At 34.6% G+C, this 26602-nt stretch carries 23 protein-coding genes; 16 read left to right on the top strand and 7 right to left on the bottom strand.

Translation table 11 applies throughout. The features are described 5' to 3' along the window. Window positions 1–76 precede the first annotated feature (76 nt). Together ABID42_RS00505 and ABID42_RS00500 are read left to right on the top strand one after the other, a co-directional pair. Window positions 77–817, top strand: a complete 741-nt coding sequence (locus ABID42_RS00505; protein ID WP_367282012.1) for a dioxygenase family protein — start codon at window positions 77–79, stop codon at window positions 815–817. Between the two features lie 52 nt (window positions 818–869). Then, window positions 870–1409, top strand: a complete 540-nt coding sequence (locus tag ABID42_RS00500; RefSeq protein ID WP_367282011.1) for a hypothetical protein — start codon at window positions 870–872, stop codon at window positions 1407–1409. Here the strand turns inward: ABID42_RS00500 and ABID42_RS00495 are convergent. The 4 genes from ABID42_RS00495 to cmk all read right to left on the bottom strand — a co-directional run bounded on the left by ABID42_RS00495 (window position 1399) and on the right by cmk (window position 8211). Then, window positions 1399–3048 carry a CotH kinase family protein gene (locus tag ABID42_RS00495; RefSeq protein WP_367282010.1) on the bottom strand — a complete coding sequence of 550 codons (1650 nt, stop codon included), beginning with the start codon at window positions 3046–3048 and terminating at the stop codon, window positions 1399–1401. The genes ABID42_RS00500 and ABID42_RS00495 overlap by 11 nt on opposite strands. 17 nt (window positions 3049–3065) lie before the next feature. Beyond that, window positions 3066–6320 carry a hypothetical protein gene (locus tag ABID42_RS00490; protein ID WP_367282009.1) on the bottom strand — a complete coding sequence of 1085 codons (3255 nt, stop codon included), beginning with the start codon at window positions 6318–6320 and terminating at the stop codon, window positions 3066–3068. Between the two features lie 106 nt (window positions 6321–6426). Beyond that, window positions 6427–7488, bottom strand: a complete 1062-nt coding sequence (locus ABID42_RS00485; protein ID WP_367282008.1) for an NAD(P)/FAD-dependent oxidoreductase — start codon at window positions 7486–7488, stop codon at window positions 6427–6429. A gap of 39 nt (window positions 7489–7527) precedes the next feature. After that, complete coding sequence (cmk, locus tag ABID42_RS00480; protein WP_323254707.1) at window positions 7528–8211, bottom strand: (d)CMP kinase; 684 nt, start codon at window positions 8209–8211, stop codon at window positions 7528–7530. Window positions 8212–8420: 209 nt separating this feature from the next. Here cmk and ade point away from each other — a divergent pair, with 209 nt between their 5' ends. The 10 genes from ade to ABID42_RS00430 all read left to right on the top strand — a co-directional run bounded on the left by ade (window position 8421) and on the right by ABID42_RS00430 (window position 20511). Continuing rightward, window positions 8421–10070: an adenine deaminase gene (gene ade / locus ABID42_RS00475; RefSeq protein ID WP_367282007.1), complete on the top strand. Its 1650-nt coding sequence runs from the start codon at window positions 8421–8423 to the stop codon at window positions 10068–10070. A gap of 230 nt (window positions 10071–10300) precedes the next feature. Next, window positions 10301–13516, top strand: coding sequence for a SusC/RagA family TonB-linked outer membrane protein (locus tag ABID42_RS00470; protein WP_367282006.1), 3216 nt, complete (start codon window positions 10301–10303; stop codon window positions 13514–13516). A gap of 23 nt (window positions 13517–13539) precedes the next feature. Next, entirely contained in the window at window positions 13540–14991 is a 1452-nt protein-coding gene (locus ABID42_RS00465; protein WP_367282005.1) for a SusD/RagB family nutrient-binding outer membrane lipoprotein, read from the top strand. Between the two features lie 47 nt (window positions 14992–15038). Next, window positions 15039–15920 carry a BT_3044 domain-containing protein gene (locus ABID42_RS00460; protein ID WP_367282004.1) on the top strand — a complete coding sequence of 294 codons (882 nt, stop codon included), beginning with the start codon at window positions 15039–15041 and terminating at the stop codon, window positions 15918–15920. A gap of 166 nt (window positions 15921–16086) precedes the next feature. Continuing rightward, complete coding sequence (locus tag ABID42_RS00455; protein ID WP_367282003.1) at window positions 16087–17007, top strand: sugar phosphate isomerase/epimerase family protein; 921 nt, start codon at window positions 16087–16089, stop codon at window positions 17005–17007. A 125-nt stretch (window positions 17008–17132) separates the two neighbouring features. Beyond that, window positions 17133–17576 (top strand): tRNA (adenosine(37)-N6)-threonylcarbamoyltransferase complex ATPase subunit type 1 TsaE, encoded by a 444-nt coding sequence (tsaE, locus tag ABID42_RS00450; RefSeq protein ID WP_367282002.1) that lies wholly within the window; start codon window positions 17133–17135, stop codon window positions 17574–17576. Between the two features lie 62 nt (window positions 17577–17638). Beyond that, entirely contained in the window at window positions 17639–18859 is a 1221-nt protein-coding gene (locus ABID42_RS00445; protein WP_323254718.1) for an alanine dehydrogenase, read from the top strand. Window positions 18860–19010: 151 nt separating this feature from the next. Continuing rightward, a complete protein-coding gene (locus ABID42_RS00440) occupies window positions 19011–19412 on the top strand; it encodes a hypothetical protein (protein WP_323328417.1) in 402 nt (133 codons plus the stop codon). A gap of 193 nt (window positions 19413–19605) precedes the next feature. Beyond that, window positions 19606–19809 carry a hypothetical protein gene (locus ABID42_RS00435; protein WP_367282001.1) on the top strand — a complete coding sequence of 68 codons (204 nt, stop codon included), beginning with the start codon at window positions 19606–19608 and terminating at the stop codon, window positions 19807–19809. Window positions 19810–19914: 105 nt separating this feature from the next. Continuing rightward, a complete protein-coding gene (locus tag ABID42_RS00430; protein ID WP_367282000.1) occupies window positions 19915–20511 on the top strand; it encodes a Crp/Fnr family transcriptional regulator in 597 nt (198 codons plus the stop codon). On the opposite strand, the gene xerD is transcribed toward ABID42_RS00430, so the two are convergent. Then, a complete protein-coding gene (gene xerD, locus ABID42_RS00425; RefSeq protein ID WP_367281999.1) occupies window positions 20501–21421 on the bottom strand; it encodes a site-specific tyrosine recombinase XerD in 921 nt (306 codons plus the stop codon). The two genes, ABID42_RS00430 and xerD, sit on opposite strands and share 11 nt — an antisense overlap. A gap of 147 nt (window positions 21422–21568) precedes the next feature. Between xerD and aroQ the strand changes: the two genes are divergently transcribed. The 4 genes from aroQ to ABID42_RS00405 all read left to right on the top strand — a co-directional run bounded on the left by aroQ (window position 21569) and on the right by ABID42_RS00405 (window position 24371). Next, window positions 21569–21994 (top strand): type II 3-dehydroquinate dehydratase, encoded by a 426-nt coding sequence (aroQ, locus tag ABID42_RS00420; protein WP_367281998.1) that lies wholly within the window; start codon window positions 21569–21571, stop codon window positions 21992–21994. A gap of 76 nt (window positions 21995–22070) precedes the next feature. Continuing rightward, window positions 22071–23120: an aminotransferase class V-fold PLP-dependent enzyme gene (locus ABID42_RS00415; protein ID WP_367281997.1), complete on the top strand. Its 1050-nt coding sequence runs from the start codon at window positions 22071–22073 to the stop codon at window positions 23118–23120. Window positions 23121–23122: 2 nt separating this feature from the next. After that, complete coding sequence (locus tag ABID42_RS00410) at window positions 23123–23698, top strand: MarC family protein (RefSeq protein ID WP_323254730.1); 576 nt, start codon at window positions 23123–23125, stop codon at window positions 23696–23698. A gap of 34 nt (window positions 23699–23732) precedes the next feature. Then, on the top strand, window positions 23733–24371 hold the full coding sequence (locus tag ABID42_RS00405) for a ribonuclease H1 domain-containing protein (RefSeq protein ID WP_367281996.1): 639 nt from the start codon (window positions 23733–23735) through the stop codon (window positions 24369–24371). Between the two features lie 56 nt (window positions 24372–24427). Here ABID42_RS00405 and ABID42_RS00400 read toward each other — a convergent pair whose 3' ends face one another. Continuing rightward, window positions 24428–25357, bottom strand: a complete 930-nt coding sequence (locus ABID42_RS00400) for a hydroxypyruvate isomerase family protein (protein ID WP_323254734.1) — start codon at window positions 25355–25357, stop codon at window positions 24428–24430. Between the two features lie 104 nt (window positions 25358–25461). Then, on the bottom strand, window positions 25462–26547 hold the full coding sequence (locus tag ABID42_RS00395) for an MBL fold metallo-hydrolase (protein ID WP_367281995.1): 1086 nt from the start codon (window positions 26545–26547) through the stop codon (window positions 25462–25464). Window positions 26548–26602 lie beyond the last annotated feature (55 nt).

Raw genomic sequence — 26602 nt, 5'->3', positions numbered from 1 at the left:
ATATTTTATTCATTGAGGCAATACATGTTTAACTATACGTGTATTCTTGTAGGAACTCCCTAAATTCCTCAATGAAATGAAAAGAATAGATTTCTTAAGAAAAAGCTTTGGTTCACTTGGAGCATTGGCAGTTGCCACGCCCTTGTTGGCTTCATGCAAAGAAGATGAAGTAATAGCAGATGCTACCACAACCACACCAACAACAGGAGGAGTTGATACTTCTGTTACTCCATCAAGTTGTTCGGTAACAAATTCTGAAACGGCTGGACCTTTTCCCACACTACAACCTGCCACTTTAGTCAAAAAAGACATTACTTCTGATAGAAAAGGTACGCCTTTGACTATTGATATTGTTGTCAGAAATGTAAATAATAGCTGTAATATTTTAGCCAATGCCATTGTAGATATTTGGCATTGCGATGCCGCTGGAGAGTATTCAGAGTACGGAGGCACTGGTATGCAAAGTACAAATTATACTTCTGTTCATTTTTTAAGAGGCAGACAGACGACTGATAGTACTGGAGTCGCTGCTTTTACGAGTATTTATCCGGGTTGGTATTCTGGTAGAGCACCGCATATTCACGTTCATATTTATAATGCTTCTGGTACTTCTTTGTTGGTAACACAAATTGCTTTTCCTGAAGCTGTTAGTGCGGTAGTGTATGCACAAGGCGTTTATGCGAGTCATGGACAAGCAGATACTAAAAATGCAAATGATAATGTTTTCAGTGATGGAGTATCGACAGAAATGTCAACAGTAACTGGAAGTACAGCGGCTGGTTACGTACTTACGCATACTATTTATGTGAAAGGTTAGTCTATAAACTATCAAAAAGAGGTTTGAGAAAATCGTATTCTCAAACCTCTTTTTGAATTATTTCAAGAAAATGCCACAAGGACAAGTAAGATTCGCTTTTAGGATTGTTATCAATCAACATTCTCGTACTGCTTGGGAAAAGTATATTTGGGAAAGTACTTATCAAGAATTCTTGATGCAATCTCAGCTTTTCAATGATAAAACAGCTCCATTATTTACTTTCAAAGAAATACTGAGTAAAAATGAAAAAGCCGAACAATTACATTTTTTAGTAAGTATGGCGGCACATCCCTATATTTTACAATGGAAAGGGAAAATTTACCATTTGGGAGATAATCTTGGCAATAATTTTATGCCATTCAATCAATACAAAATGGATATTATAGATTCCAACATAAAAGATAAAAATGCGCACGAAATCGGAATTACTTTTTTCACGCCTTTAATCTCTTTGATTGATATTTGGGAAGGACATTATTTGATTTCTTTAGATGAAAATTTGGATAAACCTTCGGAAGGAATTGAAACATTAATGTTCAAATTACAGCCCAGATTGTCAGTCGCTTTCTATCAACCCAAAGCTATTTTTTGAATAGTTTAACTCTTTCAATAGGAATTCCATCTAGTTGATAATTCAAAATATAACTTCCTGTACTGAGGTTTCCTAAATTTAGTGAGATTTGATAAGTATCAGTATTTTGAAATTCTTCAACCAATGTTCTGATTATTTTTCCATTCATATCATGTAAAATAATGGAGACATTCCCTTTTTTAAATACCTGATATTCAAGAGTTGTTTCGCTTTCTACAGGGTTTGGAAATACTTTGATTGGCTTTTCTTTTTCTAAAAAATCTTCATTGCCCAATGTGAGCGCAAATGTTTGAAATTGGCTATCTAGCCATAAAGTACGAGTTCTAATCCATTCTTTTATCCAGTTTACTTCATCTTGATAAGTACTTCCAACATAATAATTTGGCCACACATATTTTCCCAAAACACTAGGCCATTTGTTGAAATTCCTTTTCATGGCAGGCTCTAAAACCGTAGCGGTTGAATCTATCCATTTGTTGATATTATCAGGATTGAAAGTCGTTTTGCGGAGTACTTCCCAGCGTTTTACCGTTTTGGTTTTAAAGATGGAATCTTGCGCTAATTGTTGCCACCAAAATGGCGCAGGATAAGTATCACCTTTTGGCAAAGCAATGTCGTTGATTTTATATTGCCAACCTGTAGATTTATAACCATCATAATAATCAGCATTGCCAAAAGCTAAGTTATAATCCCAAGCGGGACCCATTTTTAGCTTTCCACCTTTGCTACTTTTTTCTTTATAAAAAAAGGTACTCAATCTATAACCATCAACATTTTTTACAAATTCTGTAATCAGGAAATAATCAATAAAAGTATCCAAATCGCACATTTCACGCCATTTTGCTTGTGGACTTTGAAAATCTGGTGAAAGCAAAGCCGCTTCAAAATCGTTTACATACTTTTGAATGTATTCGAATTGAGGCTGTGTAATATCTGCAATTTTAGGATATTCTACTTGAAAGAAGGTTTTGTAATTACCAAAAGGAGTATTGGTATTGTTTGTCCAGTTTTTTGAAGGAGATCCAGATGTTTTATCAATTTTAAGAATATAGCCACCCGTTACATCTTCACCAGTATTGTCAGTCGTTTTTAAGCTTGAAATATCTACTCGGTTTTTATCTCTTTTAATTTTTTCCATCAGGATGTACAATCCTTGATAGTCATTATTCAAAACCATTTCGCAATAACGAGTGCGAGTAGCATAACGCCCCATTTTATTAACCAAATCATAAGTGAGTACATCACGCATGAAAGTCTTGTCATTATAAGTAGCATTTAGCACCCAATCGGCTTCTGCTGGCATTCCTAAAAGACTTACTTTTTGGTCGTTTCCAAGGCTATCTTTCCAAGTTTCAAAACCGTAGGGTTTTTTAGGAAAAAAATCTTTGGAAGTAGAACCTCTCAATTCAATGCCAGCAAAGCCTTTGTAAATGTTTGCAGGGTCATTAATGCTATTGAGTAAGCCATTTCCTTTATGAATCACTTCAAGAGTCGATAAAATTTTGGGTTCATCAACAATACTTTTTCCTTGAGTATTGACTTTTAAGATAGGAAGATTTGAAGTTGTTAGGCTTTGGCTATTTACTGAATAAATCCCAAAACCTAACAGTAATATCAAGACATAAATTGTTTTATTCATATAAACTTTAGGATAATTTAAAAATCATATCCTAAAGTTATATAAGAAATTGGACTTTTTATCTCATTATTATCTAACCCCCAACCCAAGTCATACTTTACAAAATATCCTAGTATGGTGGTTCTTGCACCGACTCCATAACCTATTAAGAATGGATTTCTGAAATCGGTTACTGTGGCTTGGAATGGATTGGTTGAAGGCCCTTTTACGACAGTATTAAATCCATTTCTTCTTGAGAATGGGCTTGCACCTGTCCAAGCAGAACCCACATCAGTAAAGGTTGTCAATTGAAGATTTTTGAAGAAATTATTATAAATTGGTCCATTGTACAAATACTTTGCAATAGGAAATCTTACTTCCACATTTAAAAGAAAATGACTTGTTCCTGATAATCTATTCACATTAAAACCACGCAACGAAGTAGCATAATCTAACAAAAACAAATCCTTATTATCTATTTTAGGTTCTTTGGTATCAGCTGTTGTTGGATTTAAAGGATTATTTGTGTCGCCAGTTCTGTCTTGATATTGAATTCCTAACCAATTATCCATACCACCCATTACTGTTGCTTTTGGAGCATTTCCGAAGGAATGTCCACCAGAGAATCTTCCAGCTACAATAGTACCTCGCCCTAGTTTCAAGTAATGACGGAGGTCGATAAATACACGATTGAAACCATCAATTGAATTTGATAAACCAGAGTAATGCTCTATTCTAGCTCTGAATCTTGTGCCTTCAAGCATGTTGATTCCATGACTGATGGTATTGTCGTAAACGAATTCAACTTTACCACCTAAGTATGTAGAAACGCCATCTGGAGCAGCTAAACTTCTTAAATCCAAAAATCTATTTGCTGTAAATGAAGGCGTTGCAATAATACGGGTATTGGTATTGATTGGATATGATGCCGAAACTGAAAGTCTATTAAAATGATATTTTTTGATAGTGGACTCTGTTTCTTCAGAAATTGTTCTACGGTCAAATCTTACGCTATAATCAATTCTATTCGCTAAATATGAATACTCTCCCCACAAATCAGAATTTTTTAGGTTCGGAGTAAGAAATATTCCTCCTTGAAGATGATGGTTTTCAAGTAAGTCATTCATATTAATTGTTCCCTTCAAACCAAATCCTCTTTGTGGAAGTGGGTCAACCATAAAATCAAGGTCGGTATTATTCACAACGAAAGGATTGTTGTAGTCTGTCGGAGCTTTAATTTTAATATTTTCCTTGCGACTTTGCTTCGCTAAAATTATCTTTTCTACTTTATTTCTTTTGTCATTTTTAGGTACTTCTGTTCCACTTTGACCAGCATTTTTAGAAATCGTTGTAATATCAAAAGAATAATCGTTGGTATCAATTTCTCCTTTTTCAAGTACCAATTTTGGCGTTTTTGTAACAGTCGTTGTAGCTTCTGCGATGGTTTTTGGCGCTTCTGTTTTGGTCTGAATTGGATTATTGTTTGTTTGCGTCATTCCATAAAGCCTTACATTTCTAAGTGTGTATGGAACATTATTTTTGGTTTCAAAATCTGCTTGAGCTTGATAAGCAATAATTTCTTGATTTTTTTCTAAAAACTTATAAACCAAGCTGTTGGTGCTTCCTGTAAAGTCAAAATCTTCAACATCATTTTTGAAACTACTTACTTGTGTAACCACTGAATCGCCAGCGACAAGTCTATAAATGTTTTTAATTCCACGCTCATCGCTTAAAAAGTAAACAGTACTTCCATTCGAAACGATAGGTCTTGAAATCGTTCCTAGAGAATCAACCAACCGTTTTACCGTTGCTTCTTTAGCTTTCCCTTCGTGTAAAAACAGATTGAAACGATTATTCACATTTTTGTAAGTTCCTTTATCGATTTCTAGAGAATCTTTTAATCTATTTGATGTAAAGATGATTTTTCCTGCATTTCCTACAAATTGTGGACTTAAATCATCGTATAAATCATTGGTTAATTGTTGTACTCTTCCTCTTGCAATTTCGTACAAAAACAAGTCGTTTTGTCCTTTGCTGATGGCACTTAGAACAACCGTTGTTCCATTATCCGAAATATCAAAATCTTGAATTTGGTCGAAATTGCTCAAGATTTTTCTGGCTGCAAATTTACCTGTCAAATCTTTTTCGGTAATATCTGTAAATACTGAAAGTACAACGTCGCCTTGGTTTTCATAAATTACGGCTAGTGTTCCGCCTTTTGTCCAAGAAAGTAAAGGCGTATTGTAATCAACAGATTGTTTGAGTGTTTTATAGCCAGAAGTAAGTAATAATGCTTTCTTTTTAGTTTTTACGTCTAAAATTTCTATACTCGATTTGCCTAATTCGTTTCTTGAATAAGCAATAAAAGCTCCATCTGGACTGATTTTGAACTTACTGATTTTATCAAAACTATTGAATTTATTTTCGTCTATTTTAAAATCATACTTTGGTGTTTGATAACTGCTATTGTTGATAGCATCATTCATGACAGAATAATATTCTCGCCAATCTTTTAAAAACCTTGTAAATGGCATTCCGATAGTACTTGAAATTGACGTTTGCTCATTTCTGATAATTCTGGTGAGGTTCAGAATGTTCGCAATATTGTCTTTTCCGTATTTTTCAGCGATATAATTCCAGATAGATTGCCCAACCAATTCTGCTTCTTTTCCATTGGCAAGATTAGGTCTTTTCAAATATTTATTACTAATGGCATCACGCATGTACGTGTCCATTTCCGTGTTCCAGCCGTCAGAAATATAGGCTGTAATTCCAGTCATATACCATTCAGGAACGCTCAAGAGTAATGAATTTTGTAGCGATTCCTTAATACTTCCACCGTAAAGCATATCATGCACAAATACATGTGAAACTTCTTTCGTAATATGTTTTTTGAAACTTTCAGCATTGCCAGAATAGGCAATTTCAATACGAGATTTGGCTAAATTTTCTTCTCTGATTTCTCTTTCGCTAGAAAGATGTAAACCCACATTACTTTGGTTAAGGTCTTGTGTAGCGTTGTAAACAAAAATCTTAGTTTTTGTAAAAGGAGAATAGCCTAATATTTCAGTAATTCTATCGAATTCTGATTCTGCTAATTGTGCAGCCAGCGTTGCAGTTTGTTGTCCGCCTTCATAGAAGTAAATTTCAAAGTTTTGGGAAGCCAATACTTTCCATTTGAACGGTCGATATTGAATACGGTTTTTACCGAATGGTTCTTGTGTAGGCAAAAAATTCTGAGCTAATGAGCAAAATGTAGTCAGAATAAATATTATAGGTAAAAATTTTCTCATTGTTTTAGGACGAAGTTAAAAGGCATTTCTTCGTGAATTAATCATTACTTATACAGGAAACGAAAGGCATATTAATTGAATTTCCCAAAAGCAATGAAATAAGCAATCACGAATTCTCAGCCCCTAAATATAACGAAGCAAAACGATTTATATTGACTTCCGAAGAAAGTTCTTTTCCAGTTACTAAAAATTCAGCAAATTGATTAGCGAAATAAGGTGCTAATGATACTCCTTTTGAACCCAAACCATTAAAAATGCCGATTTGTTGTAAATCAGGGTGCATTCCTATAAACGGGCGACGGTCTTTACTGGCTGGACGTACACCTGCTAAATGAGCCACTACTTTCAAATCGGGTTTCATTAATTTATGATATTTATCTAATAACTCTTTTTCTCCTTGTGGAGTAGTCTTAAAGTCGAGTTCATGCCAAGTATAAGTGGCTCCTAATCTGAAAGTATTTTTCGATAAAGGAACAACAAAAGCACCTTGACTGATGATTTCATCCAAACTGATTCCTTCTATTGTAATATCCAATACTTCTCCTTTTACAGGATTGAAGGGTAAATAGTTGAAAAAAGGATTGAATTTTCCCTGAAAACCTTCGCAGAAAATAGTTTTATAAGGCTGAGAAAGGGCTTCTTCTGGATTTAATTTTTCCTCGACGAGTATGCCTTTTTCTTTAAAATAAAGCCTAAAAGTATCTAAAAGTATTTTTAAATCTACCCAACCCGATTGTTTGGTTGTAGCGCCACCCCATTCGCTATTTACTAAGTTTTTGTACTTGATATTTTCAAATTCAAGGCTTGCAAAATCATCAAAATTTTCAGGAAGAACATTGCGCTTAAAATATTCTTGTACTTCTTGATTAGGAAATGGACGATAAATTAAAACTTGATGAAAAAACTTTGCTTGTAAATCTTTTTCTAAGGCTACGTAAAACTGTTCAAGAAAGGGGAATAATTCATCAGCCATCCAAGTTTTAATCAGTTTTCTACCCGTAACAGGATTGAAAATTCCTGCGGCTACTTTCGATGATGAAGGTATTTCTGGAGCATCATAAATCTGTACTTTTTTCCCTTTTTGAAGAAGTAAGTAAGCTAGTAAAGAACCAGCCAGTCCTTGACCAACAATTACAAAATCTATTTTACTTGATTCTTTACTCATCATTTATTGAGGTGTTTTTCCCTATTTAATCACTTCTGAATGTTATAATCTTTCTAATACACTTTGATGTAGCTCAATCACAAAATTTACTTGTTCTTCTAAAGTCATGAATGAAGTATCCATTAAAACAGCATCTTCCGCTTGAATAAGTGGTCCTTCTGCACGAGTTGAATCCAGAATGTCTCTTTTCTTTAAATTCTCAATAATTTCTTCCAAATCAACTAATTCACCTTTATCGAGTAATTCTTTTTGTCTTCTTTCAGCACGAATTACCGGGTCGGCAGTCATGAATATTTTTACTTCGGCATCTGGAAAAACTTTTGTGCCGATGTCTCTTCCATCCATAATTACACCACCATGTTTTGCCATTTGTTGTTGTTGCGCCACCATTGCTTTTCTGACAGCAGTAATTGCACTTACTTCAGACACCATTTCAGAAACATACATTTTTCTGATTTCACTTTCAACATTCAAACCATTCAAATACACATCACTTGCGCCACGTTGCTCGTTGAATTGAAAACTAATCCGTATTTCGCTAAGGGCTTTTTCTACTTCTTTAGGATTGGTAGGAGTAACATGATTTTGATGAAAGTAAAGACTCACAGCACGATACATCGCTCCAGTATCAATAAAAGCATAACCTAATTTAGCAGCAACACGTTTTGCAGTAGTACTTTTTCCGCAACTCGAATGCCCGTCAAGAGCAATAATGACTTTTCTCATTGAAAGATAATTTTCGAGGATAAAATGATAGAATGATAAGATAAATTGCTTTATTCGTCCGATAAAAATCAAACCAGCAATATTTAAATATAAACAAAGATACTGAAATGGACAGTACAGAAGCCTGCTGAATGTTTAAATATACAGATTAAATTTTCAGTTTGAACGCATTTTAGTTTAAATAATTGACTTTCAAAAAAATAAAAATTATGCAAGTAATAGGGAATATCATCAACATTTTTGAAAAAACAATCAAGTATGGCATTCTTGAAATTCAAGATGGAAAAATCTCATCCATAAAAATATTAGCCGAAGAAGCGGCAAGCAATACTCCTTATATTTTACCGGGTTTTGTCGATGCCCACGTGCATGTCGAAAGTTCGATGCTTACTCCCGTACAGTTTGCACGCTTGGCAGTTGTACATGGAACAGTGTCAACAGTTTCTGATCCACATGAAATTGGAAATGTTTTGGGTAAAGCAGGAGTAGAATATATGATTCATAATGCTAGACAAACGCCATTTAAATTTTGTTTTGGTGCTCCATCATGTGTTCCCGCTACTACTTTTGAAACCGCAGGAGCAATTATTACACCCAGCGATATTGAAGAATTATTTCAGCAATATGAAGAAATAGGTTATTTGGCAGAAGTAATGAATTTTCCGGGAGTATTGAATGGTGATGAAGACATGCTAGCGAAAATAGCCTTGGCGAAATCATACAATAAACCAGTTGACGGACATGCACCCGGATTAAGAGGAGATGCTGCCAGAAAGTACATTGAAGCAGGTTGTCAGACCGACCACGAATGCTTTACCGAAGAAGAAGCTTTAGATAAATTAAAGTATGGTATGAAAATCTTAATCAGAGAAGGTTCTGCTGCCAAAAACTTTGAAGCGCTGATTGGGCTATTACCTGAGTATTATAATGAACTAATGTTTTGTTCAGATGATAAGCATCCTGATAATTTGGTGGAGGGGCATATTAATTTATTGGTGAAAAGAGCTTTGTCGAAGCATCCTTCACTTTTATTTGAGATTCTTAAAGTTGCTTGTGTAAATCCAGTTTTACATTATCAACTTCCAGTAGGTTTATTACGTGAAGGTGATAATGCTGATTTCATTTTGATAGAAAATCTCCAAAACTTTGAAATACTTCAGACCTATATTTCAGGGAAAATTGTTGCAGAAAATGGCATTTCAAAAATCCCGAATTTGCCAAGCGAAGTTGTCAATCATTTTGAATGTAATTTTAAAACAGCAGAACAGTTCCAAGTAAAGGCAGAAGGAGAGAGAATCCAAGTAATAGAAGTGTTGGATGGGCAACTTATTACTTTGAGACTAGAATGCCCAGCTTTAGTAAAAGACGGCTTGGTTGTATCTGATGTAAAGAATGATATTTTAAAAATAGCAGTAGTGAATCGTTATCATGATGCTCCACCAGCGATAGGGTTTATTAAAAATTTTGGATTAAAACAAGGTGCTATAGGATCTTCTGTAGCGCATGATTCTCATAATATCATCGTAGTTGGGGTAGATGACGAAGCCATTACTGAGGTGGTGAATATGATTATAAAAGCAAGGGGTGGAGTGGCAGCAATTTCTGGAAAAGGAGTAAAAAACCTATTGAAATTACCAATTGCAGGCATTATGTCGGGTGAAGATGGTTATTTGGTAGCCAAAGAATATTCTGCGATTGATAGATTTGCCAAAGATTTAGGATGTACATTGAATTCTCCCTTTATGAGTCTATCGTTTATGGCACTTTTAGTGATTCCCAATCTTAAATTATCAGACTTTGGATTATTCGATGGAGAAAAATTTTCATTCACTAGCTTGTTTATTGAAAAAATTAACTAATTTTAACATTGTGATAACAGAATTTCTGTTATCCATCATCGACCAAAACTAAAAAAACTATTTCTATTGCTCCTTTTCAGGAACAAGGTCTCTTTTATATAAGAGACTTGTTTTGTGCATTTCCCTGTTTTTTTAGATTTCAATTACACAAACCCAATTTGGGTTTACTGAAGTTTGATTACATTCTTTTGTAATATTTCTATTTTTATCAACCAAAACTAATCAACGAAATGAGAAAATTTCTACTCATTACCTCCGTGTTTCTGTTGGCTTTAATCGGGCAAACCTATGCACAAGACAGGATTATTACCGGTAAAGTGACAACATCAGAGGATGGTTCTCCACTTCCAGGGGTAAGTATTTCTGTAAAAGGAACTTCAAGAGGTACTTCAACTAATGCTGAAGGTGTTTACAAAATCAGCGTAGGCGCTTCATCATCTCTTACTTTCTCTTTTGTAGGTTTTAATTCCAAAACAGTTGAAGTGGGCAACCAATCCACTATTAATGTTTCTTTGACAGCAAACACTTCACAACTTCAGGAAGTAGTAGTAACAGCTTTAGGGATTAAGCGTTCAGAAAAGTCATTGACCTATTCTGCACAAAGTGTAAAAGACGAACAGTTGAATACGATTCGTCAGACAAACTTGAACAATGCTTTGGCAGGTAAAGTTGCTGGTATTCAAGTAAGAAGCCAGTCAAGTGTAGCATTGGGTAGAGATGCCGCAATCAGAATTAGAGGGGCTGGTTCTCTTTCAGACAAAGCTCCATTGTACATTCTTGATGGTAATCCAGTAGGTTCATCAGATATTAACCTTGATGATGTTGAATCGGTTACTGTTTTGAAAGGACCAAGTGCTACTGCATTGTACGGACAAAGAGGTGATGCTGGGGTTATTATCATGACTTCTAAAAAAGGTACCAATAAAAAAGGTATTGGTGTTGAAATCAACCAAAGTACATTTGTTGATAATGTTTATATTCTTCCTAAATATCAAAACTCTTATGCGGGTGGAGGTTCTCCAGATTTGATTAAATTTAATTGGGAAGCAGGTATGCCTACATCTTGGCAAGCAATGAATGGTAAATATTATCATGACTATTCTGATGATGCTTCTTGGGGACCTAGAATGGTAGGACAAGATTATTTGCCTTGGTATGCTTGGTATGAAGGAACTCAATATTCTGGTAAAACTGCAAAATTATTGCCTCAACCAAATAACATCAGAAGTTTCTATCAGTCGCAAGTTGCTACAAACACCAACTTGAACTTCTCTAAAGCAGGTGATAACTATACAACTCGTTTATCGTTTACTGCTCAGAATCAAAATGGTATGTTGTATAACTCTAGTGGAGCAAAATATACAATTTCATCACAAACAACAATAGATTTAGGTAAGCACTTCACAGCTTCTGCAAACATCAACTATGTTGATTATACTATTAAGGGACAGTTTGATGATGCTTATTCAAATAACTCATCAGGTTCATTTAACTCTTGGTTTCATAGAGATTTAGATTTCGATAAATTGAAAGAGTTGAAAGACTTGACTTCTCCTGAAGGAATTTTAGGAAGCTGGAATCATAACAACCCAGGTGCTTATGATGCTACCAAACCTGTAAATTTCTATGGTGCAAACTACTGGTATAACTTCTATTCTTACTTTGAAAAAATTCAATATACTGAGAATCGTAGAAGATTATTTGGAGATATTAATTTAACATATAAGTTGAATGATAACTTCAAAATTTCTGGTTTTGCAAGATTGAATAATGGTACAGGAACAATTGAAAATGCAGTTCCAAGTATTCTTCAAACAAGTGCTTCACAAACAGGATTGAAAGCATCTTACTCTACTGCTCAATATTTAGGAAACCAAGTCAACAATAACTGGTCTCCAAATGAAACGAACTATGAAATTACTGCTGCTTACAATAAAAAAATTGGCGACGATTTTAGTGTTGACGTAATTGCAGGGGGAAATATTCGTAAGGATAGATTCAGAGTAATGTCTGCAAACACTGTTGATGGTCTTGTTGTTCCTGATTATTTTGCATTAAGTAACTCAGTATCAAATGTTGTTACTACTTCATCAAGAACCTTTAAAGAAGTAAGAAGTTTATATGCTCGTGGTTCATTTGGATACAAAGACCTTGTTTTCTTAGAAGGTTCTGTTCGTAATGATAATAGTTCTGCTTTACCTGCTGGAGGTAATTCATATACTTATCCATCAGTTGGTACAAGCTTAGTATTTAGCGAGTTAATTAAAGACCAAGTTCCTGTATTATCATTCGGTAAAGTAAGAGCAAGCTGGGCACAAGTAGGATCTGACTTATCTCCTTATCAATTAGCTTTAAATTATTCATTGGCTAATGATAAATTCAATGGTAATACCTTGATGGGAACTCCCAATACCATTGTTGACCCTAATATTAAACCATCATTATCGTCATCTTACGAGCTTGGAATTGATTTAAGATTCTTGAAAGATAAATATGGTTTATCTGTAACATATTACAATGAAGATAAAGTAAATGAAATTATCAGTGTACCAATTACTGGAGCAAGTGGATTTACTTCTAAATTAATCAATGCGGGTAAATTAAATCGTCATGGTATTGAAATTTCATTCAATGCAACACCAGTAAAAACTGCGGACTTTGCTTGGAATACAACGCTTAACTTCGCTAAAAACACTTCTAAAATTATTGAGTTAGCTGAAGGCGTTGATGCGATTGTTGTTACTTCGGGTACTTTCGCTTCTACTTCAGGTGCTACAATTGTTCACCAAAAAGGAGAAGCATGGGGACAAATCAGAGGTGGCGGTTTTACTTACAAAGATGGTAAGAAAGTAGTTACTGCTGATGGTATGTATGTACAAACTCCAAACAAATATTTAGGTAGTGTACTTCCTGATTTTACTGGTGGATGGACTAACCAATTGACTTACAAGAAGTTCACTTTAAGTGCAAACATCGAATTCTCTAAAGGAGGTAAATACTTCTCTCTTTCTGACCACTGGGGTTCATTCTCAGGTTTGTTTGAAAGAACAGCTGGCTTAAATGACAAAGGAAATCCTTTGCGTGATCCTGTTGCTGATGGTGGTGGTGTACACGTAGTAGGAGTAACGGCTACAGGTGAAAATGTTGATACTTATGTTGATGCTCAAACTTATTACCACCAATTCAGAGGAAGTAATATCGCAGAAGAGCACGTTTATGATTTAGATTTTATCAAAGTAAGAGAGGTTAGCCTTGGTTACAGAATTCCTTTGAAAGGTTCTAAATTCTTGCAAAATGCAACAGTTTCGTTTGTTGCTCGTAACCCATGGTTAGTTTATGCAAAAAATAGAGATTTTGACCCATCAGAGTTATCAAATATCTACGGTGAAAATGGTCAATTCCCTGGAACACGTTCTTTCGGAGTTAACGTTAAATTAGGTTTCTAATTTCTGATATAAATTTTAAAGATATGAAATTTCAAAAAAATATACTAAAAGTATTAACTGCAACGAGTTTGTTGATTGGAGCATCAAGTTGCAAACTGGATGACTTTGGAGATATTAATAAAAATCCAAACTCAATTTTAGTGCCAGTTACTTCGTCATTATTGACAAATGCCTTATTAGATTTTGGTACTCCTTCTTCAACAGGAAGCTTAAATGGTGCTTTATATTGTCAATACTTCGCTGAAACACAATATACAGAAACATCATTGTATGCCACACCTCAAATTGCTTGGGACGGTATATATGCTGGAGGTTTGTACGATTTGCAGAATATCATTAATAGTAATACTAATGCTGCTACAGCTACTTATGCTGCGCTAAATGGTTCAAATAATAATCAAATTGCGTTAGCTAGAATTCTGAAAGCATATAGATTATTAACGATGACAGATTTATGGGGAGATATGCCAGCTTCTGAGGCTCTTCTTGAAATAGTAAAGCCTAAATATGATACTCAGCAAGAGGTTTATAATCTCATTTTTAAAGAGTTGAAGGAATCTATCGCTCAATTTGATGCTGGTGCTATTCCAAAAGGAGACATTGTACACAACGGAAATTTGACGAGATGGAGAAAATTTGCCAATACTTTACGTATGATTATGGCATTGCGTATTTCAAAAGTTGATCCTACTACAGGTAAAACGCAATTTCTTGATGCTTTGGCTTCTACAGGTGGAGTAATTGATGCTAATGAAGACAACACAGCACTTACTTATCCAGGTGGAGCATATAAAAACCCTTGGTTTAGTTTATACGATGGTCGTAAAGATTATGCAGTTAGTGATGTATTTACTAACATTATGATTACTAACCAAGATGCTCGTATTAATGCAATGGCTCAACCAAATAGTAAAGGTGAAATTGTATCTTTCCCTTATGGTTTAACTCGTGATGATGCTATTACTTATGCGAATGGTCATGCTGATTATTCTTTCATTTTTGAACAATCTTTACGTCAGGCAACATCTACTAACCAAATTCTTACTGCTTCACACGCTTATTTAGCTAGAGCTGAAGCTGCACAATTGGGTTGGACTACTGAGAATGCTGCAAATATGTATTCAAAGGGTATCGAAATGTCATGGAAACAATGGGGAGTATTTGATCAAGCTAAATTCAATACTTTTATTAGTTCTGATAACGTATCGCTTGCTACTAGTGCTTTAACAAAAATCCAATTACAACGTTATGTAGCATTCTATCCAAACGGACACATGGGTTGGTCTGAATGGAGAAGAACAGGTGTACCTGCGTTAGTAGCAACTTCAAAAGCAACTAATGCAAGTAAGGCGATTCCTCGTAGATATGTTTATGGAGCAAACGAAGCTACATTAAATGGTACAAACTTCAATGCTGCTGTTGGTAGATTATCTGGTGGAAATACACAAGATGCTAAAATCTGGTGGGATAAGTAGCCTAGTCTTCCTTTGAAAAAATGTTTTTAATTTTAAATGAGAAAAAAATGAAAAAATATATTAAATCAATAAAAGCCTTAGTCTTAGGTCTTGTTGTTTTAGCAACAGCCTGTGTTCCAGAAGGTAAAGATATGATTGAAGGCATGGGTTCTAACTTTGTTAGACTCCCTGCTGGAGGTGAGGAAACAACTCTTCTAGGGGTTGACTTAGTTGCAGGTGATAAAACAACGGAATTCCTTGAAATTATCAGAGATGTAAACAGCTCTTCTCAGCTTAATTCTGAAGTGAATGTAACCATCAAAGCTGATGATGCTTTGATTACAAAGTATAATGCAGATGCTAAAGTATATAATGCAAATCCAGACAATGCTAAAACTCAAAAGCCATTGTTTGATGCGTTACCAGCTAGTCTTTACAAATTATCAGGAACTGATATAAAAATGGGTGTAGGAGAATTTAGTAAAAATGTCGCAATTACTTTTGATCCAACTAAATTAGATCCTACCAAGAAATATGCTTTAGGGGTTTCTGTTGTAAGTGCTGGAAACTATAAAGTAAGAAGCGGTTTAGGTTCGGCTTTATTCCAAATTATTGCTAAAAACAAATATCATGGAAAGTACAAAGCGGTAGGAGTGTTTACTCACCCAACTGCTGGTCCAAGAGATATTGATAGAATGAAAGATGTAGTTACTTTAACAGCTAATAGCGTTACGACAGAACTAGGGGATTTAGGTGCTTCAGGTTATACAATGACTTTGACAGTTAATGCTGACAACAGCGTTACCGTTTCGCCAACTGGTGTTACGCCAAACATCAATCAAAGTTATTCTAAAAACTATTATGACCCAGCTACAAAGAGCTTCCACCTTCATTATTCTTATAATGCTACTGCTCCACGTATTGTTCAAGAAGTTTTAACATTAAAATAGGTTTAAAATTTTTAGTATTTTCAAAAAAGGTCGCTGTTCAGCGACCTTTTTTTGTTTCATCATTTTTAAACATAAATCGAAACAGAATACTTCTAACTCTTAAACCGATTGCCTATTTTTACTTAAAATTTACTAAAAACCAATTTAATACATTTCAAAACATACAATGCATCAATTAGGATTTGTCAGTGCTATTTTAGCGGAGCGTACTTTTGAAGAAGTAATAGATTTCGCCTCAGAAAAGAATTTTAAATGCGTAGAAGTAATGTGCTGGCCAGCAGGAAATGCCGACGCTCGTCGCTATGCAGGTGTTACGCATATTGATGTGGAAGCACTCGATGAAGCTCAGGTTGCTCACATCAAGAATTATACCACCGAAAAAGGAGTATTTATTTCAGGTTTAGGCTATTATCCTAATCCACTCGACCCAGATGTGAATAAGGCAAATTTTTATGTTGACCACATCAAGAAAATTATTCAAGCTACAGCTAAATTGGAAATTCCTGTGATGAACACTTTCATCGGTAGAGACCCTTCTAAAAATATTGCTTATAACTTGGATAAATTTAAAGAAACTTGGACAGATATTGTTAAACTCGCCGAAGAAGTAGGTGTGAAGATTGGTATTGAAAACTGCCCAATGTTTTTTACAAACGACGAATGGCCCGGAGGAAAAAATATGGCAACAACGCCAGCCATTTGGGATAAAATGTTTGAAATCATTCCGTCTGCTACTTTGGGTTTGAATTATGACCCTTCTCATTTGGTTTGGCAAATGATGGATTATACTCGTCCGTTATATGATTATTCTGATCGTCTGCATCATATTCACCTAAAAGATGCAAAAGTATATTATGATAAACTAAGTAGAGTAGGGATTATGGCAAACCCTTTAGAGTATCATTCACCTAAATTACCGGGCTTAGGAGATATCAATTGGGGAAAATTCTTTTCGGCATTGAATGATGCTCGCTATCGTGGACCAGTTGTGATTGAAGTAGAAGACAAAGCATACGAAGGTTCAGTCGAAAATGTAGAGAGTGCAATCTTAACAGCAAGAAACTATTTAAGTCAGTTTTTAGGTTAAACTAATACTAATAATGATTATGCGTTCTGAATTATTATTTATACTTGTAATATATTGTAAAACCCTTTGAAGAATTATTAATAAAAGCTCAAAGCTTATTGCTGAAAGCTAACAGCTACGATAAAATGAGTAAAAACCAAATCAATACCAAAACAATAGAATATTCTTCGCTGAAAGACATCAATAAAGCGGCTCAATCCATTTTGGCTTTTGGCAAAAATACTCCTGTTTGGCTTTTCGAAGGACAAATGGGCGCTGGCAAAACTACTTTGATTAAAGCAATTTGTGAATGTATGTTAGTAAATAGCCATGTGCAAAGTCCAACATATTCTATCGTGAATGAATATGCTACCACAAGAGGAGAGAATATTTACCATTTTGATTTTTACAGAATCAAAAATGAAGAAGAGGCTATGGACATTGGTTTCGAGGATTATCTCTATTCTGGTGGCTTTTGTTTTATTGAATGGCCATCAAAAGTGGTAAACCTTTTACCTTCTAAACATTTGAAAGTAAATATCGAAGTAGATGAAAATGGTAAAAGAGTGATAAATTTGTCAAAAGTTTAGTGTTAGCATTGATGTTTGTCTTCAAACATTCAGCTTATCGTAATTGAAATTAAGCAATCAAAATGGCTCAACCCTCAGGATTTAAAGAAGTACTTGCTCAGTCAGGATTAATGACGCAAGAGGCATTAGTTTGGACAAAACAAAATGCCAAAAGCCTTTTCATAGGTCTTCCTCGTGAAGTATCGATGCAAGAGCATAGGATTTCGCTAACACCTGATGCCGTTGCTTTACTAATCAGAAATGGGCATAGAGTATTGATTGAAACAGGAGCTGGGAATGGTGCAAAATTTACAGATAATCAATATTCTGAAGCAGGAGCGCAAATAGTTTATTCAACCGAAGAGCTTTTCAAAGCAGATGTAATTGTAAAAATCCAACCGCTGACTGATGATGAAATTGAGTATTTACAACATGGCGCAACGGTAGTTTCTTCGCTAAATATGTCGAAACTGACGAAAGAGTATTTCGAAAAGTTGAATCGCAAGAAAATAACGGGCTTATGTTATGAATATATTGAAGATAATGCCGGCGGAATACCTATTATTCGTGCCATGTCCGAAATTGCGGGAAGTACTGTAATGCTCATTGCTGCCGAATGTTTGAGCAGTGCCAATAATGGAATGGGCGTAATTTTAGGTGGAATTACTGGAGTACCGCCCACTAAAGTAGTGATTCTAGGAGCGGGAACTGTTTCAGAATATGCAGCAAGAATCGCCATTGGTTTGGGAGCAGATTTGAAAGTATTTGATAAGGATATTTTTAAATTACAGCGATTGAAGTATTCGGTTGGTCAAAATATTTATACTTGTATCATTGATTCTAATGTGCTAACACAAGCGATTCGTGATGCTGATGTTGTAATTGGTGCTTTGCGTGCAGAAGATGGTTTCACACCTTGTATCGTTACTGAAGAAATGGTTTCGATGATGAAGCCTGATTCCGTAATTATTGATGTTTGTATTGATAGAGGAGGCTGTTTTGAAACTTCAGAAATTACCACGCACGACCAGCCCATTTTTAGAAAATACGGCGTTATTCATTATTGTGTGCCGAATATTCCTTCGAGAGTAGCGCATACAGCAAGTCAGGCTTTGAGTAATATTTTTACTTCCTTTTTGTTGAAAACTGGAAAAACTGGTGGAATAGAAGAGGCAATTTTTGCCAATAAAGCATTTATGAAAGGAGTTTATTCTTTCAAAGGAAGCTTAACCAATGCCAACATCGCCAAGAAGTTTGGTTTGAATTATAAAGATTTAAGTTTGCTGTCTGCGGCGAGATTTTAGCTTTTAAGACTCGAAAACTTTAGGACTTTAAGATTTAGGATTGGAGGACTTTAAGATTTTATTTAATCTAAAAATAAGATTCTTAAAATTAGTCCTCAAGTCTCAAAATCCTCAAGTCTTCAAATCCCAAAGTCCACAAAATAAAAAAACAATGATTGAAGATTACACAGCCATATCGAATGCACCCAATTCTCCAGATTTGAATGGGAAATATTTGGGAATTATTTCTGCTGATTTTGCTCTAGTTGCAGAATTTTTGAAAGAAGCATCATACCAAATCAGAACGAGAGGGTTCTCTAAATTCCCAATTTTTGCAGTTTCACAAAATCCAGTTCAAATCGGACAGAAGCTAATTGGTATTCACGAAATGAGTGGAAATACTTGGAATTATCATGCTTCGTTTGTGGAAGAATTTGTACAAAGAGAAATAATTGCAGAAGAAAATTTAGAGGTTTTTCAGTCAAGTTACAAAGACGCTGATGAATACTGCTGTCTTTTTGTGTTAGATAGAGATTTCGCAAGTTTCATCTATATTCCATTTCCAGAGGATTGACGATGAAAAAAACTGATTGGCGCAAACATGAAATATGATTATATTAATAAAAAAAATAATTATATGTATATTATATAAATATTAAATTACGTTTATTAACTTTACGAGCTCAACCACTAAGCTTATTTCTGATGTCGGCTGGTTTAGTTTGTATAAGGGAATAAGCAAGTTTAATCATTTAAATATAATCATCATGTTAAACCCAATCTTAGGCATTGGCTCACGTATCCGCCATACGGATTATGGAGACGGGGTAGTTGTTAATTTAAAATCGAACGGCTACGTAATTACTTTTACTCAAACGGATTCAAAAGAAATTAAATTTGACTATCCACTGGAAATCATTGAAGAAGTGGAAAGAGATAATGACCTAGTCACGTATCTTATGTGGAATTAAAAAATCACATTGAAACCAGAAATATTTTTAACTTTGTTGAATGCTGAGTGTAGTTTTAAACTAAACTCAGCATTTTTTTTGATATTGAATTAAGACAATCAGAATATGGTTTACTTCCCTTTCGATAAAACGAATCTTGTTAAAGAGTCGATTTTTAAGCTTGCGAATTTCTCTACGGAAGAATGGGAATTTTATAAACAATTACTTGAAGAAGTTTCGTTTCCTAAAAAAGCATTTTTAACCGTTCGTGGTGAGGTAGAAAAATATGCTTATTTCATCATTGAAGGTGCTGTTAAATACGAAGCATTTACGCAAGATGGTAAGGGAATTTGTGTTGATTTGGGCTTTAAAGGTAATTTTGTTAGCTCTTTTGCTTCTTGTTTATCTCAACAAGTTTCTCATATTTCAATTCAGGCTGTAACAGCAGTGAATGCTTTTCGTTTATATTACCCGAAAGTGTTGGAATTGATGGAAAAATCTAAAAATGCCGAACGTTTTCATCGATTGATTGCTGAACAATTGTACGTTCGTGAAAGCAAACGTACTTATTCGTTGATTTCCAAAAATGCAAAACAGCGGTATTTGTATTTACTAGAAAACCAGCCAGATGCCTTGAGATTAATCCCCATCAAAGATTTGGCTTCCTATTTAGGCATTCATCCTGATAGTTTGAGTCGTATTCGAAATCATATCAAACTTTAAGATGTTTTTTACTTCTTGGATGAAAATCTACAATTGTTTGTTGTAAATACTCTCGGTCTAAATGAGTATAAATTTCGGTAGTTGTAATTGATTCATGTCCCAACATTTCCTGAACTGCACGCAAATCTGCTCCGCCTTCTATTAAATGTGTGGCAAATGAATGCCTAAAAGTATGCGGACTCACGTTTTTATGAATGCCAGCTTGTGCTACTAAGTCTTTGATAATCAGGAAAATCATTACTCTGGTAAGTTTGTTTCCTCTTCTGTTTAAAAAAACATAATTACCTGCTTCCTCTTTTATTACCTGATATTTTCGAATATTTTCTAAGTAAATTTCAAGATAATGAATGGCATCTCTACCAATTGGCACAAGCCTTACTTTATTTCCTTTTCCGATAATTCTGATAAAACCAATGTCTAAAAAACATTCGGTTAATTGCATTTCAACCAATTCAGAAACTCGTAAACCAGAACTGTAAAGTACTTCTAAAATAGCACGATTTCTTGCTCCTTCGGGCGTAGAAAGGTCGATGACAGATAATATTTTTTCTATTTCAGGAAAAGAAAGAGTAGGAGGTAATTTTCTGCCAATTTTTGGGGAAGCCATCAAATCCATTGGGTCTGTTTTTATGACATCTTCCAATAAAAGATATTTAAAAAAAGCTTTTAAACCTGATAAAATACGAGCCTGTGAAGTAGTTTCTAAGCCCAATTCGCCCATGTAAGTAAAGAAATTAAAAATATGCTTATCGTTGACGGTTTCAGGATTGATGTCGTTTTCGCCAGCAATTTCGAGGTATTGCCATAATTTATGAACATCACGAAGGTAAGCTTCTATCGAATTTTCAGAAAGAGAACGTTCTAAAGTAAGATAGCTTTTGAAATTTTTTAGATAGCTTTGCCATAGCATAGATATTATTGCTGGGGATTTATTGAAAATTTGAATTAAAATAGGAAACAATGATTTTAATTTCGCAGAATTAATTCAAAGATAGTCAAAAACCATTTGTGAAGCATTGCTTTACAGATTTGGAATAACCTTTCATTTAGAAAAACAATGTCAAAGAAAAAAATCATCATCATCAATGGTCCAAATTTGAATTTATTGGGCAAACGTGAACCAGAAATTTATGGTCACCAAACTTTCGAGCAATATTTTGAAGTATTAAAAGATAAGTATTCTGATAGAGTAGATTTAGTATATTTTCAGTCGAATCATGAAGGCTTTTTGATTGATAAAATTCATGAAATTGGTTTTTCTTACGACGGTATTGTGTTAAATGCTGGTGCTTTTACCCATACTTCAATTGCTTTAGCTGATGCCATTGCTGGTGTAAAAACACCCGTTGTTGAAGTACATATTTCAAATGTTCATAAGCGTGAAGAATTCCGTCATCATAGTTATATCAGTAAAAATTCTATCGGAATTATTATTGGATTTGGCTTGCGAGGCTACGATTTTGCGATTCAGACGTATTTATAGTCTTTTAGCTTTAAGAAATGAGTGAAATAATAGAAGTGTTTTACTCATTTCTTCGTTCATCGAAAAATACCAACTAATGATAACTTTTTATCCTGGCCCTTCAAAAGTCTATCCGCAAGTTGCAAAATATATGCAAAATGCTTTTGAAGAAGGTGTTTTGAGTATTAATCATCGGAGTGCAGAATGTATGGAAATCACGAAAAGTGCTATCCAGCTTTTGCATGAAAAACTGAATATTCCAACCGATTACAGCATTTACTTTGTTTCTTCGGCGACAGAGGCTTGGGAAATTATTGCGCAGTCGCTTACTGCTCAAAAAACAACGCATTTTTATAATGGAGCTTTTGGCGAAAAATGGGCAGATTATAGTAGCAAAATAGTAGAGAAGACCGATAGGATTCCTTTTTCATTAACAGAAAATCCATCTGTAAACTTAGCACTGAATGTAGAAGTAGAAGTGCTTTGTCTGACTCAAAATGAAACTTCTAATGGTACGCAAATCAAAGATTTTAGTTCATTCAGAAAAACTTTTTCAGAAAGTATTATTGCTATTGATGTTACTTCATCTTTGGGTGGAATTGAATTAGATTGGGAAAATGGAGATGTTTGGTTTGCTTCTGTTCAGAAGTGTTTAGGCTTGCCTGCTGGTATGGGCATCATGATTTGTTCGCCAAGAGCTTTGGCAAAAGCCGAACAAATTAATGATAGAAAATACTATAATAGTCTTTTGTTCATGCAAGAAAACTTTGCCAAATTTCAAACACATTATACGCCAAATGTACTAAGTATTTATTTGTTGAATAAAGTTTTAAGTGATATTTCTAATATTTCCGTGATTTCAGAAAAAATTAAAAGACAAGCGAAAGATTGGTATGATTTCTTTAATAGTTCTGATAAATTTGGTTTAAATTGTTTAACGCAAAATATTGAAATACAGTCAGATACTGTAATTGCTGTACAAGGTAACGAACAACAAATTAAAGCCATAAAAGAGCGAACTAAAATAGCAGGCATTACGTTGGGAAATGGCTACGGTACTTGGAAAAATACAACTTTTAGAATTGCTAATTTTCCAGCCATTGAACCGTTCGAAATAAGTAAACTCAAAGAAATTTTACAATCATAGCAATGGAATTAAATTTTAAAGAAATCATTTCGGTTTCACTCATTCTTTTTTCAGTCATTGATATTTTAGGCTCAATTCCTGTCATTATTGATATTCGTAGAAAAACTGGAGATATTCACGCTGAACAAGCAACGCTAGTTTCAGGTGGAATCATGATTGGTTTTTTATATGTTGGAAAATCTATTTTAAATCTTTTTGGGGTTGATATTAATTCTTTTGCCATTGCTGGGGCTTTAATCATCTTCTTGATTGGGCTAGAAATGACACTTGGCAGAAGTATTTTTAAATCAGAAGAATCAACAGGTGGAGCAAAAGCCGCTTCTATTGTACCATTGGCTTTTCCAGTAATTGCTGGTGCAGGAACGATGACTACGATTCTTTCCTTGAAATCTCAGTTTGATGAAATTAATATTCTGGTTGGAATTTTATTGAATTTAGTATTTATCTACACCGTTTTGCGAGCTTCTCAATGGATAGAAAACCGTTTAGGACAAGTAGGAGCAAATGTTTTAAGAAAAGTTTTTGGGGTAATTTTATTAGCGATTTCTATTAAAATTATTAAATCAAGAATTGGATAATCGTTTTAGGAAGAATTTAAAGAATAGATTGACATTGGCAAAGAAACCAAAATTTTATGTAGTCTGGAAAGGACGCAAAACAGGCGTTTTTGAAACTTGGGCAGAGGCAGAAGAACAAGTAAAAGGTTTTGAAACGGCTCAATATAAATCTTTCGAAAGCAGAAAAGAAGCTGATGATGCCTTCAAAGGAAATTATTGGCAATCGGTTCAGAAAACACAAAGTAATGCTACTGGCAAATCAAGTAAATCTGCGGCGTTAGTTGGAAAACCTTTACAAGAAAGTATTTCTGTAGATGCGGCTTGCGCTGGAAATCCGGGGAAACTAGAGTATCAAGGCGTTGAAACTGCTACTAAAAGAGTACTGTTTTCGATGGGACCATTTCCTGAAGGAACGGTGAATATTGGTGAGTTTTTGGCGATAGTGCACGGTTTAGCTTTTTTGCAGAAGCATAATTCTACCTTGCCAATTTATTCAGATTCAAAAACGGCTATTAGCTGGATAAAAAATAAAGCGGTAAAAACTAAGCTTGAACGAAATGCTAAAAATGAAGAACTTTTTCAATTAGTAGATAGAGGAATACTTTGGTTACAGAACAATAAATACAGCAATAAAATCCTGAAATGGGAAACTGAATTTTGGGGCGAAAACCCTGCTGATTATGGTAGGAAGTAGATTTTAATTTTTTCAATAGGATTGGATTTATCCAACCCTATTGAAAAATTACATATTTAAGCCAAATCAGAAGCACGATAGGCTTCAATCAATTTCATCTCACCTTCTTTTCCGCCGATAGAATTTCCATGTTCCATTCCCAAAATAAATTCACCTCTATTGGTCGCTTTTGCTTTTTCGTGAATATGTTTGAATAAGAATTTATAATTTACTTCACCCGTTGTTGGTTCTTTTCTACCTGGTTCATCTCCAATCTGAAAGTACGCAATTTCATCCCAAACCCAATCCATGTGTTGCGTCATACGTCCTTCGTTGCGTTGCATGTGCCACATATCAAATAAAATTTTACATGACGGACTATTTACCGCTTTACAAATCAAATAAGATTGGTCTGAATGACGTAAAAATAAATCAGCATTATCCGAAAGCGGTTCCATCACCATTACTAAACCGTGCGGTTCAAAAATTTCAGCACCTCTTCTAAAAGCATCAATCACGTTAGCAGTTTGTACACCAATCGGAAGATTTCTTTCGAAATAACCGGGTACAATCGTCATATATTTAGCATTACAACGTTTGGCTACTTCTACCGCTTTTTTACAAGTATTCACAAAAACATCTTTGAACTCTTGCTTGCCAGTTGCCAAAGAAGTTTTCCAGTTATCACCACCATCAATTACAAAAACGCCCATAGACATATCCAATTTAGCCATTGTATCGCCTATTTTCTTTTGTAATTCAGGGCTTCTACCCATCATGCCATTATCTTCTAAAGCACGAAAACCCATTTCGTGCATAAACTTCAATTGGTCGATTTCATCTTTTCCAGCCGAATTTTGGAACATACCAAAATGTGGAGCATATTTTAATTTAAATACAGGTTGAGGAGTTGCTAAGTTTACTTTATCTGACGATTTTGCGAATGAAGGCAAAGTTGCCAAACCAGTACCAGCAATAATGTTTTTAGTGAAATCTCTTCTTTTCATAGTTTTGAGTAATATTTAGATTTTAAAGCTCGTTTCGTTTGACCACTCACAAATATAAAAGAAGCAAATGAAAAGTATGTGTGGCTTTGTAATACATCAAAATTTTAAAAATTCCACCAGACTTTTTGTGGATAAATACTATCTAAAACCACTGGCTCACCAATTACTGGAGTTGTTAGTTTGATGTTTGAATGGGCTAAACTTTTTGTTAAGCGATTGATAGGTTCGTTCCAAGCATGATAACCTAAAGCAAATTTTGCCCAATGTACAGGCATCAATACTTTGGTTTTTAGTTCTTCGGCTACTTTAGCAGTTTCTTCAGGCGAAGTATGAATTAATGGCCAATCTTTTCCATATTGTCCATTCTCTAATAAAGCAATATCAAATGGTCCAAATTTTTCGCCAATGGTTTTAAAATGATAATCATAACCGGAATCTCCTCCGATAAAAATGTTGTAACCATCAATGTTCAAAACAAAAGAAGACCAAAGTGTTTTTCCACGAGTAAAACCTCGTCCTGAAAAATGCCTTGCTGGCGTTGAAGTAATTGTGATATTATCGGCTACTTTCTGGCTTTCCCACCAATCAAATTCAACAATATTTTCAGGTTTTACTCCCCAATGTTCAAGATGTGCGCCAACGCCTAGTGCTGTATAGAATTTCTTTACTTTTGGAATTAATTTACTGATAGTCACGTAATCAAGGTGGTCGTAATGGTCATGCGAAAGCACAAGCATATCGATATTCGGAAAATCTTCTACTTCATAAGCATCAGCACCTTTGAATGCTTTTCCAAAAAATGAAACAGGCGAAGCCGAACCGCTAAAAACGGGGTCAACCAAAATGCTTGTGTTTTTTGATTTAATCAAATAAGAAGAATGTCCAAACCAAACAATTGTTGGTTTTTCAGCTTGTAAATTTTTTAAATCTGTTTTAATAGAAGGAATGGCTTGTTCTGGTTCTACAGTTTTAGGTTTATTTAAAAAATCTTTAAACATTCCCCAATAAGACGCATCTTTGGGCATTACTTCTGTAAGAGAAAGGTTTTGAAAAGAACCGTCTTTATAATTGGGTGATTTTTCGATACGTTCTAAACGATTACCAGAAGGATCTTTCCCAAAAACATTTTGTTGCATAAAAATATAGATGCCAATAGCAATAAAGGCAACAAAAATAAGAACAGTTAGCATAATTTTGCGTAAGGATTTAATATTCAATTTCTTATGAATTAACTTAATTTAAACA

Source organism: Arcicella rosea, assembly GCF_040543805.1.
GTDB classification, from domain to species: Bacteria; Bacteroidota; Bacteroidia; order Cytophagales; family Spirosomataceae; genus Arcicella; species Arcicella rosea.
The sequence above is the reverse complement of the archived record's forward strand: the minus strand, read 5'-3'. Positions and strand labels throughout refer to the sequence as shown.

What these genes read in the sequence shown, in the direction of transcription:
- ABID42_RS00430 (WP_367282000.1), top strand. Translation starts at nt 19,915, where the DNA reads ATGGTTTACTTCCCTTTCGATAAAACGAATCTTGTTAAAGAGTCGATT.
- ABID42_RS00445 (WP_323254718.1), top strand. Translation starts at nt 17,639, where the DNA reads ATGGCTCAACCCTCAGGATTTAAAGAAGTACTTGCTCAGTCAGGATTA.
- ABID42_RS00495 (WP_367282010.1), bottom strand. Translation starts at nt 3,048, where the DNA reads ATGAATAAAACAATTTATGTCTTGATATTACTGTTAGGTTTTGGGATT.
- ABID42_RS00400 (WP_323254734.1), bottom strand. Translation starts at nt 25,357, where the DNA reads ATGAAAAGAAGAGATTTCACTAAAAACATTATTGCTGGTACTGGTTTG.
- ABID42_RS00410 (WP_323254730.1), top strand. Translation starts at nt 23,123, where the DNA reads ATGGAATTAAATTTTAAAGAAATCATTTCGGTTTCACTCATTCTTTTT.
- ABID42_RS00440 (WP_323328417.1), top strand. Translation starts at nt 19,011, where the DNA reads ATGATTGAAGATTACACAGCCATATCGAATGCACCCAATTCTCCAGAT.
- ABID42_RS00485 (WP_367282008.1), bottom strand. Translation starts at nt 7,488, where the DNA reads ATGATGAGTAAAGAATCAAGTAAAATAGATTTTGTAATTGTTGGTCAA.
- ade (WP_367282007.1), top strand. Translation starts at nt 8,421, where the DNA reads ATGCAAGTAATAGGGAATATCATCAACATTTTTGAAAAAACAATCAAG.
- cmk (WP_323254707.1), bottom strand. Translation starts at nt 8,211, where the DNA reads ATGAGAAAAGTCATTATTGCTCTTGACGGGCATTCGAGTTGCGGAAAA.
- ABID42_RS00435 (WP_367282001.1), top strand. Translation starts at nt 19,606, where the DNA reads ATGTTAAACCCAATCTTAGGCATTGGCTCACGTATCCGCCATACGGAT.
- tsaE (WP_367282002.1), top strand. Translation starts at nt 17,133, where the DNA reads ATGAGTAAAAACCAAATCAATACCAAAACAATAGAATATTCTTCGCTG.
- aroQ (WP_367281998.1), top strand. Translation starts at nt 21,569, where the DNA reads ATGTCAAAGAAAAAAATCATCATCATCAATGGTCCAAATTTGAATTTA.
- ABID42_RS00505 (WP_367282012.1), top strand. Translation starts at nt 77, where the DNA reads ATGAAAAGAATAGATTTCTTAAGAAAAAGCTTTGGTTCACTTGGAGCA.
- ABID42_RS00470 (WP_367282006.1), top strand. Translation starts at nt 10,301, where the DNA reads ATGAGAAAATTTCTACTCATTACCTCCGTGTTTCTGTTGGCTTTAATC.
- ABID42_RS00415 (WP_367281997.1), top strand. Translation starts at nt 22,071, where the DNA reads ATGATAACTTTTTATCCTGGCCCTTCAAAAGTCTATCCGCAAGTTGCA.
- ABID42_RS00460 (WP_367282004.1), top strand. Translation starts at nt 15,039, where the DNA reads ATGAAAAAATATATTAAATCAATAAAAGCCTTAGTCTTAGGTCTTGTT.
- ABID42_RS00395 (WP_367281995.1), bottom strand. Translation starts at nt 26,547, where the DNA reads ATGCTAACTGTTCTTATTTTTGTTGCCTTTATTGCTATTGGCATCTAT.
- ABID42_RS00455 (WP_367282003.1), top strand. Translation starts at nt 16,087, where the DNA reads ATGCATCAATTAGGATTTGTCAGTGCTATTTTAGCGGAGCGTACTTTT.
- xerD (WP_367281999.1), bottom strand. Translation starts at nt 21,421, where the DNA reads ATGCTATGGCAAAGCTATCTAAAAAATTTCAAAAGCTATCTTACTTTA.
- ABID42_RS00490 (WP_367282009.1), bottom strand. Translation starts at nt 6,320, where the DNA reads ATGAGAAAATTTTTACCTATAATATTTATTCTGACTACATTTTGCTCA.
- ABID42_RS00465 (WP_367282005.1), top strand. Translation starts at nt 13,540, where the DNA reads ATGAAATTTCAAAAAAATATACTAAAAGTATTAACTGCAACGAGTTTG.